Annotated in this window: 7 protein-coding genes; 2 read left to right on the forward strand and 5 right to left on the reverse strand. The window is 32.8% G+C overall.

The window, feature by feature from the left end; genetic code table 11:
- Window positions 1–104: 104 nt before the first annotated feature.
- Window positions 105–1,040, forward strand: a complete 936-nt coding sequence (gene repM, locus C502_RS0117555) for a replication initiation protein RepM (RefSeq protein WP_018680073.1) — start codon at window positions 105–107, stop codon at window positions 1,038–1,040.
- Window positions 1,041–1,108: 68 nt separating this feature from the next.
- Window positions 1,109–1,618 (forward strand): plasmid replication DNA-binding protein, encoded by a 510-nt coding sequence (locus tag C502_RS0117560; RefSeq protein ID WP_018680074.1) that lies wholly within the window; start codon window positions 1,109–1,111, stop codon window positions 1,616–1,618.
- Window positions 1,619–1,825: 207 nt separating this feature from the next.
- Here C502_RS0117560 and C502_RS0117565 read toward each other — a convergent pair whose 3' ends face one another.
- The 5 genes from C502_RS0117565 to C502_RS0117585 all read right to left on the reverse strand — a co-directional run bounded on the left by C502_RS0117565 (window position 1,826) and on the right by C502_RS0117585 (window position 5,653).
- A complete protein-coding gene (locus tag C502_RS0117565) occupies window positions 1,826–3,670 on the reverse strand; it encodes an AAA family ATPase (protein WP_018680075.1) in 1,845 nt (614 codons plus the stop codon).
- 431 nt (window positions 3,671–4,101) lie between these two features.
- Entirely contained in the window at window positions 4,102–4,611 is a 510-nt protein-coding gene (locus tag C502_RS0117570) for a PBECR2 nuclease fold domain-containing protein (protein WP_018680076.1), read from the reverse strand.
- Window positions 4,612–4,799: 188 nt separating this feature from the next.
- On the reverse strand, window positions 4,800–5,009 hold the full coding sequence (locus tag C502_RS0117575) for a hypothetical protein (RefSeq protein ID WP_018680077.1): 210 nt from the start codon (window positions 5,007–5,009) through the stop codon (window positions 4,800–4,802).
- Window positions 5,002–5,304, reverse strand: a complete 303-nt coding sequence (locus C502_RS0117580) for a helix-turn-helix domain-containing protein (protein ID WP_001140622.1) — start codon at window positions 5,302–5,304, stop codon at window positions 5,002–5,004. Before C502_RS0117580 ends, C502_RS0117575 begins: the two co-directional genes overlap by 8 nt.
- Window positions 5,297–5,653, reverse strand: coding sequence for a type II toxin-antitoxin system RelE/ParE family toxin (locus C502_RS0117585; RefSeq protein WP_000269909.1), 357 nt, complete (start codon window positions 5,651–5,653; stop codon window positions 5,297–5,299). The genes C502_RS0117580 and C502_RS0117585 overlap by 8 nt, the downstream gene beginning before the upstream one ends.
- Window positions 5,654–6,180: the final 527 nt, after the last annotated feature.

Consider the following 6,180-nt stretch of genomic DNA (forward strand, 5'->3'; position numbering starts at 1 on the left):
CCATACCACACCAAAAAGTCACCCATACCACACCAAAAAGTCACCCATTTACACCATATGTAAATAATGGTGTAATAACACCAAATAAAATAATGGTGTAATAAATGCCTACAAATGAAATTGTCGTCAAAGATAATGCTTTAATTAATGCTAGTTATAACCTTGATACTGTTGAGCAACGGCTTATTTTGCTTGCAATTTTACAAGCACGAGAAACTAAAACAGGAATTGATGCAAATACACGGTTAAGAATCCATGCTAGTGATTACATGGATAGATTTAATGTAAGTAAACATGCTGCTTATAAAGCATTAAAAACGGCTGTTACTAACCTATTTGGTAGACAATTTAGCTATCTAACTCTTGATGAAAAAACAGGGAAATCTAAAAAAGTTATTTCAAGATGGGTTCAAAATATTGCTTACATTGATGATGCAGCGATCTTAGAAGTTACTTTTACGATGGATGTTGTACCGTTAATTACACGCTTAGAACAGCAATTTACAAGCTATCAGTTGAAACAAGTAACTCAATTAACAGGTAAATACGCTATTCGCCTTTATGAATTATTAATAGCTTGGAGAGAAGTCGGAAAAACACCCCTATTTGAAATATCAGATTTTCGCTCAAAATTAGGCTTAGGTGTAGATGACTACCCACGAATAGATACTTTTAAAAGACGTGTCCTAGAATCAGCAGTTAAGCAAATTAACGAACATACAGACATCATTGTTAAAGTAGAACAACATAAGGAAGGTCGATCTATTTATGGATTCTCTTTTTCCTTCAAGCAAAAAAAATCAGAAAAGAAACCTTCTCAAACTCGCAAAGATCCCAATACCTTAGATCTTTTTTCAAAAATGAATGATGCTCAACGGTATCTCTTTGCTAATAAACTCGCAGAGCTTCCAGAAATGAGTGAATATTCTCAAGGTACAGAAAGCTATCCTCAATTTGCTGTTCGAATTGCTGAAATGCTACAAGATCAAGATAGGTTTAATGAACTCTATCCACTTCTAAAAAAGGTTGGCTATCATTAAATCATTGATGTAACGTTACATATTCAAATAATGTCTACTGGCATACATCTTTTTACTTAGGTTACATGATGAAAGCATTATCTGTTATTGAGCTAGCTGAACTTTATAGAATGAATAGACAAAGTATCTATAAGCGTATAAATAAAGGAGATTTATCTAAAAATAGTGATGGTAAAATAGATTTATCAGAAGCTATACGAGTATTTGGAGAACCATCTAATAAAAACAGTAATGTAACCACGTTACAGTCTACTACGGTACAAAAAGAGACAGAAGTAGACATGTTAAAACAACAGGTAGACATACTAAAAAAACAATTAGATCTTGCTCATGAACGTGAAATTTTTCAAAGAGAGCAATTAGAAGCTAAGGATAATCAAATCGAAGCTATACAACGTTTATTAGAAGCTCCAAAACCCAATATGACTACGTTTACCGATCAAAAACCTGAGCCTGAACATGACAAACTGACTACGGCTGAACCAAAAGAAAACCCACGCATACCAGTACCCGAACATATAGAGCCTGAACAGAAGAAAAGGGGCTTTCTGAGTCGCTTTTTCTTGCCGAATGGGTGAGGGCATTATTGACTGTGGCTAATCAAAAACGTGGAACATTGGTTAAGAAACATACGTGGAACGTGAAAAATCCATAAAAAAGCCTGATTGCCAAGAATCAGGCTGTACTTAACACTGTAAATTATTGAAATAAAATGACTAATATGGATGATTACGCATAAGGCGTATTATGTTAATTTTAGGAAAACTTCACTGAGCTAAAGCTCTCTAAAAAGTTCTTAAGTTAAATTTTTCTTCTAATTTTTCAATAAAGTTAATAAATTCATTTCCTCCGTTTTCCAAATTACTTACTTCAATAATTTCTTCTGAGGACATTTGTGACCATAATTTTTCAACTAATTGTGACTTTTTAATAGTCTTATACGGCAAGATTAAAGGTTGTAATTTTTCCTTTTGATCTTCATAAGGATCAACTACATAATTTAATTCCCCATTAGAAATACGATAAACTAAATTTGGATGTAAGTAATTTTCACACTCTCTTTTATGTGTTAAATGAAAAAGAATCCCCTTTTTATTGTATTCCTGCTGAAGCTTAAGATTATTTACGTATTTCTGGCAATTGGTTCCATCATTATCAGAATCAAAAAAAGTGCACCAAGGCTTTCCTAAAGATTCAATAAGTTTGTAATTAACCCAATGTTTCAAGTTATCACTGCCACCACTAATAAGAATATGAATCTTCTTATCTTCAATATAATTTCTTTGTATTAAAGAGCTTTCATGTAGTTTTGCGAATATATGTTTTAAAAACACAACATCCGATACACCTTCTACAAATACAAATCCTTTTGCTTGACTGCTTTGGACTTCTTTAACAGGATGGATACCTAACTCTGTAGATATATGTTCATATAAAACATCACTTGGATGGTCTATACGATGTGTTTCTTCTGTTTTATAGATATATCTTAAACTGTCTAAAGGCATTAGTCCTGCTAGTGCAGGAACATGCGTGGTAACAATAACCTGTGCTTTAGGTAAATCTGATAATTTAATTAATGCTTTTATAAGCATTTCCTGATTAGATGGGTGCTGCGAGGTTTCTGGCTCCTCTATAGCATAAATTATAGAATTACCTGACGATTCATTTATCTTTCTTTCAGCTTCTGCTCTAAAAAAATTTAATAAAATAAGACGTCTTACGCCACTACCTCGTTTATTGATAGCGATGCCTTTTTCTGAAGAAAGAGATAACTTGAATAAACTTTTCCAGTCAGGCTCTTTAGTAAAGTCTGGTACGAGGTCTTCAGCTAGAGATGCATCCATTTCTTCGAGTTTTTCTAATGTTCGTTGAGCCACATCTATGACTTTTGTTCGAATATGTTCCTGTATTTCATCTAATTGTGACTGAATATCTGAAAGTGCTAGCTTAATAGCTAGCTTTAATGGGTCTTGAACTTCTGAATCTTGGTCATTACTGTTACGATCTGACTTAAACAAGGCATAAATAGGTAAGTGCTTTGCCAAACTTATCCAAATATCTTTAGCATCTTCTTTATTTAAAAATATTTCTTGTTCTAGTAAATTTAGGTTTTCTGAGCTATATAAAAATTGCCGAATAGATGTATTTGACCTTAAATCACTAACATCTTCCAACTTTAAGCCTCTAGCTAATACTCGTTTTTTAAGTTCTGTTTGCTTTAAATAAATAAGATCATTTAATCCTTCATTTGAAGGATACATACACTTTAAAGATATTTTCTCGCTGGCTTTACTTGTCCCAAAATCAAAAGTCTTACAAATCTCTAGTAATCCATTATTATTTAAAAGATATTCACTTTTTAAATTAGTTTGTGAACCACTATCTAAACTTAAAAAAATTGGATAATCATCAAAAGTACAAGTGACTTTTGTGCTGCCATAAGAATCAATATTCTTATCTTCTTTATCAATATTAGAATTGCCAAAAAATATATCTAATGCTTCTAAAACAGTAGATTTACCTGCATCATTTTTTCCAGTAATTCCAGTAAAAGCACTATCAACTAACAATGTTGTAGGCTCTTTATAGCCTCTAAAATTTTCTAAAGTTATTGATACTAGTTTCATTATAAACTCATATAAAAATAATAAGTTATAACAATATAAGAGAGCTTTTATAGGAAAGGCAAAATGATTTTATAAGAAAGGGCGAAAAATTGTGAAATTAAGATCTACCCTAAAAAATCCATATAATGAATCAGAGATTCATTATATGGATTTTTTAGGGTAGATCTATAAGCTTAGGTGGTTGACAGCAATAAAAATTAACGTACAATGCGCTTAGCGCATTGTACGTTAATTTTTATTGCTGTCAAAATTTTTTAACTTTTTTTGTGTTATGATTATCAGATTGATTTAGATGTCTCTTTTAAGCGCGAAACAAATTGCTTCCAAGAGCTATAATTTGCGTAGGAACACCATTAATACTTGGATATTAGTGTCGTGTGAGACCTTAAGAGAGACGGAAGGCGGGCAACTAACAGTTAGCTCGCCTTTTTTTATTTCTTATAAAGTAATTCACCTAGCCTATGCTTGTTGAGCTTTTTAAGCTCACACTGCATAAAATTCCAAAGAACATTATTATTTGCATCTATTTTTAAAATCAGAAGAATATGGTTTTTAGAACCTGAAAATATTCCAATAAAAGCAAGTCTAAACCCACCATCCGAGTATTTTATTTTCCATACTTCAAATGGATTCAATAATGTAAGATGAGCCAATTTCGAAAATCGTTCTCTAGCATCTTTTCTTTTCTCGACCACATGCTTTAAGTTATCTATCGAAACGATAGCCCAGCTTTGAATAGCATTAAGAAGAATTTTTCTTGAGTAGATACCATCAACCAGTTCAAATTCTTTAGAAACAATTTCTAAAGCTTCTTCTTCAGTGTCACCAGCCTTCAAAATCATTGATTCTTCAAATGGATGAAATTGTTCTAAAGGAGTATTTTTAATATCATCCAGATGAATGTCTTTCCAACTTTCTTGATCTTTTTCCTCCCTAATCATTTAGTATCTCAACCATAAAAACGAACTATTCTACTCGATTATTTATTTAACTATGCACAAATATTAATCACATACACTAAAGATGAAAATCTTTAGTTTTCAAAGCTAAAATAACTGTATAAATCTTATAAATGCCTATAAATAAGATTTATACTTAACATAAAATCTCTTATGCGAATCTGGAAGGATTAAGCTATTTCGTAATATTTTATCCAATAAGCATTGTCGAAAATATCAGTGTAATAGCTTGGCCTATTACAACGTGAAAAATAGTCACAGCATAAATCTCTAATAATTTCAATTTCTTCTAGGCTATCGGCAGCATTGACTAAAAATATAAACTTGTCCAAGTTAACAAGTAGTTTAGTACTATTTTTCAAAGGTTTATTATTAGACATTGAATCCTATGTGTTTTCCTGTTGGAAGCTCTACATCAATACGAAGTTTTCCGCCCATTGCTTCAACATACTTTTTCATTGTTGAAATTTTAAGGTCATGACCACGATTTTCGATTGCTGACAATGAAGGCTGTTTGATTCCAAGGGTTGCAGCTAGTTCTTTTTGAGAAATCTCTAACTCTTCACGAATAAGGTGAAGCTGAGTTTCCAACAGTAATTCATCAGCCATTTGTTGAATACGAGCTTGACTCTCTGGAGAGCGACTAGCCAATAATTCTTGTAGGGTCTTAGCCATTAGATTGATCTCCTAAAGTTGAAAGATGAAGTTCGTATTGCTGATCGGCAATATCTAACATCTCTTTATAAAAACGCTTTTTACCGCCTTTATCACCGATACACAGCACAATAGCTTGTCGTAAAGGATCAAATGCGAAAAAGGCTCTCAGTGGTTTACCTCGATGCTGAACACGTAGCTCTTTCATGTTGGTAAATTTGGAGTCATAGACGGTATCTACTAAAGGCCGACCTAAACTTGGTCCCTGTTGCTGTAGAACGACCAACGCTGCGAGTACTTTCTCTTGTGTAGATTCATCTTGCTGTACAAGCCATTCGTTAAACAGATCCGTTGTAATGACTGTCCACATATTACAACCACAATATAGATTACAGTCTATATTTTATGCTTAATTGAATTATTATTCAAATGACAATAAAAAAACCCCGACATCCTGTCGGGGTTTTTCGTATTTGGTACTAGGGTCAACTCCTGTCATCCCTCGCGTCCTGTCGCTGATCTTCTTATTTTTATCTGGAACATCCTGTTCTCAATGAAACCATGATATGCAATCTGGTGGTGTCTGCCTATTGGTGATTTTCTTGAATGCCTGTACGCCAGAACGTACATGTAGATATCCTCAAATTATCCCAAGAATTGTCCGCAGGAAATGGGGATAATTTCAGAAATGAGAGCCTTTAGAAATCAGGAAAAACTGAAATTTTGAGCATTTTTTAACCGATTTTATTGGCTAAAAGTGACAAAAATGCTTAAAAAGCAGCCGACTTATTTCTGAGTCGGCTTTTGGGTGTTTTTTGGGATTATGTGAAATTCACAAATGATTGATTTAATTAAAATAATTAAGAGTGATTTCGCATAAGCGCCATTATGTTAAAT

It is taken from the genome of Acinetobacter tjernbergiae DSM 14971 = CIP 107465, from assembly GCF_000374425.1.
Classification (GTDB): domain Bacteria; phylum Pseudomonadota; class Gammaproteobacteria; order Pseudomonadales; family Moraxellaceae; genus Acinetobacter; species Acinetobacter tjernbergiae.

Excerpts from the sequence above, each read along its gene's own strand:
- C502_RS0117580 (WP_001140622.1), bottom strand. The coding sequence starts at position 5,304 with ATGGCTAAGACCCTACAAGAATTATTGGCTAGTCGCTCTCCAGAGAGT.
- repM (WP_018680073.1), top strand. The coding sequence starts at position 105 with ATGCCTACAAATGAAATTGTCGTCAAAGATAATGCTTTAATTAATGCT.
- C502_RS0117585 (WP_000269909.1), bottom strand. The coding sequence starts at position 5,653 with ATGTGGACAGTCATTACAACGGATCTGTTTAACGAATGGCTTGTACAG.
- C502_RS0117570 (WP_018680076.1), bottom strand. The coding sequence starts at position 4,611 with ATGATTAGGGAGGAAAAAGATCAAGAAAGTTGGAAAGACATTCATCTG.
- C502_RS0117565 (WP_018680075.1), bottom strand. The coding sequence starts at position 3,670 with ATGAAACTAGTATCAATAACTTTAGAAAATTTTAGAGGCTATAAAGAG.
- C502_RS0117560 (WP_018680074.1), top strand. The coding sequence starts at position 1,109 with ATGAAAGCATTATCTGTTATTGAGCTAGCTGAACTTTATAGAATGAAT.
- C502_RS0117575 (WP_018680077.1), bottom strand. The coding sequence starts at position 5,009 with ATGTCTAATAATAAACCTTTGAAAAATAGTACTAAACTACTTGTTAAC.